The 2,153-nt window shown below is 64.5% G+C and carries 3 protein-coding genes; 2 read left to right on the plus strand and 1 reads right to left on the minus strand.

The features are described 5' to 3' along the window. Positions 1 to 239, plus strand: a 239-nt coding sequence (locus B7R21_RS18020; RefSeq protein ID WP_147305955.1) for a type II toxin-antitoxin system RelE family toxin, incomplete at its 5' end; no start/stop codon positions are given. A gap of 67 nt (positions 240 to 306) precedes the next feature. Continuing rightward, complete coding sequence (locus B7R21_RS19805; protein WP_147305956.1) at positions 307 to 678, plus strand: hypothetical protein; 372 nt, start codon at positions 307 to 309, stop codon at positions 676 to 678. A gap of 306 nt (positions 679 to 984) precedes the next feature. On the opposite strand, the gene B7R21_RS18030 is transcribed toward B7R21_RS19805, so the two are convergent. After that, complete coding sequence (locus B7R21_RS18030; protein ID WP_116284646.1) at positions 985 to 1,839, minus strand: DNA/RNA non-specific endonuclease; 855 nt, start codon at positions 1,837 to 1,839, stop codon at positions 985 to 987. Between the last annotated feature and the right edge of the window lie 314 nt (positions 1,840 to 2,153).

Raw genomic sequence — 2,153 nt, forward strand, 5'->3', positions numbered from 1 at the left:
TACTCCCGGTTGCGGCCCGCGCGATCAAGAAGCTGCCGCCAGAGGCCAAACGCCGGGTGCAGGCCGCGGTCGAACTGCTCGCTGAGGATCCGCGCCCGCCGGCGGCGAAGAAGCTGACTGGGCGCCCCGAGTGGCGGGTACGGACCGGAGACTACCGGGTGCTGTACCGCATCCAGGACGATGTACTAACCGTCGTGGTTGTTCAGGCCGGTCATCGGCGGGACATTTACGAGAAGTAGGCCCTGGCCAACATCACTACTTGAGCACGGGGGTACAACGCATGAGAAACAAGACTGAGGTGCAAGCGTGAGTGATGAAGTCGAGCGTTGCGATGTCGTCTACTCCTGGAAGTTGCCGGACGGGTTGCCTGATGTCGACGGGGTGGAAACTGGTGGGCGGCGGCTGGTGGTGTCTCCGCGAGTGTTGCGTGTGGAGCATTGGCCTGCCCATGATTCCCTCGGGGCGTTGCACGTATTCATCGACGGCGTGCGAGTCCGGGTCGATGAAACGCTCGGCGGCAACAAGGGGTTCGGATTCAGCGACGAGCCTGACCGGTGGGGTGACGTCGTGCGTCACACCGACGAACTCCCCGAATGGTCCCGCCCGTACCTTGTCGCGGCCCGCTCCTGGGAGACGGCACGCGGCAACCCGCGATCACCCAGACTGCGACTGGTCTGACAGCGTCTGCGCGCGGCGACCTGATGACCACGAATCGGCCCGCTTGCGATCGACCTCACGCATCACGGGCGAGCGAGCCTTTGCGGCTTATCGACCAGAGTCCCACAGGCAGGTTTGTTGATACCGGCTGAACGAGACCCACGCTGGCGGACGGTGGCCCGAGGTGGGCGCGACCGCCTACGTGCTTAGAAGGCGGGGAGACCAACCGATACGCCAACGATAAAGCGCTCTCTGTATAAAGGCGGTTGTCAGCGCGTATATGCCTCAAGTGCTCACGCCTTAGCTTTGCCTCGAACGTCAGGCTGCCTACTGGAGATCGATGTCGTCGAGCGCGAAAAGCTCGCGGCTTATCTCCGTATCTGGTCGGGTGCCCTGCACCGTCGGTGCTGGCTCGCGGTCTGCGGCGACGAGCTCGCCGAGTGCCAACGCGGTCAGGTCAGCGATGCGCCGGACCGAGACCTGGAAAGTTCGGAATGGACCTAGTGGTGGCGGGTTGCCCGCTGCGATCGCCCGGGCGGTGCGGAGGTCGATGTCGTCTAGCTCAGGGGTTTGATCGAGGATGAACCCGGCGGATGCGAGCCGAAATGTGCTGTCGTCCTCCTTTTCGGTCCATGCTGCGATCTTCCAGAACAGCCGCGGGATCTGGATACCGCGATAGGAAGGGTCGGCGGTTGCAAGGACCGGGCCGGTGAAGACGCTGATCTTCTGCGCGTAGACGCGGGCGTATTCAAGGACGTGGTTCTCGAGCCCTCCCCAGAGCTCTGCTGACTGGTTGAACTCCCCGGCTTGCGGGGCGCAGTTCGTGTACACGAACGTCGACTGGTTTGCGGCGGTGGCCGTGGGGAGGTCTCCCCAGACGGGGTCACGGCGGCGTACCTGGTGACCTCGATCGAGGTCGTTGTTAGCGTAAATCTCAGGGCCGGCCTGCTCGGACGCAGGAATGCGTGGGTCCAGGTGCCAGTCGTCGCCGCGCTCGATATCGCGAAGCGTGCCGCCGTCGATGTTCACACCGGTCGCCGCGGGCAGCCGGCGGTTCGGGTCCTGCAGAACGGTGAAGTGGATGTACGGGAGGGTGCGGATCTCGCGGTCGGGTCCGAAGGTGGGCAGTGGGAGCGGGACAGATAGGAAGTCGGGTGCATAACCGGTGGTCGTCTGAGGCATGCCCTCATTCAAGCAGCGCCCCAGACGTCCGACACGAATACTTCCGCCTCGCCTCGGCCTTCGCTTGACGGAGCATCGGCGTTGCCGCCGCCTGTCCCAGTGAGCTGAGCCGCTTCGCGGCACTGTTGCCGCCCAGTGCCTGGGCTTGTTGTTGTGCCGTGAATCCTTCGGAAGCGTACGGGCCTGTCCGTTCCGCGCAAGCAGCTGCGCTGCCGGCTCCTCCGACATTTCCGGCACGCGGTCGCTTCGCTCCCTCATTTCGTGCCGGAATTCTCTCCCCCACCGCCCCAAGGGGTGGCACTGCACGGCCATGC

Source organism: Subtercola boreus (genome assembly GCF_003399625.1).
Lineage (GTDB): Bacteria > Actinomycetota > Actinomycetes > Actinomycetales > Microbacteriaceae > Subtercola > Subtercola boreus_C.

Bases quoted from the DNA above. Each gene is read 5' to 3' on its own strand.
- B7R21_RS18030 (WP_116284646.1), bottom strand. From the start codon at position 1,839: ATGCCTCAGACGACCACCGGTTATGCACCCGACTTCCTATCTGTCCCG.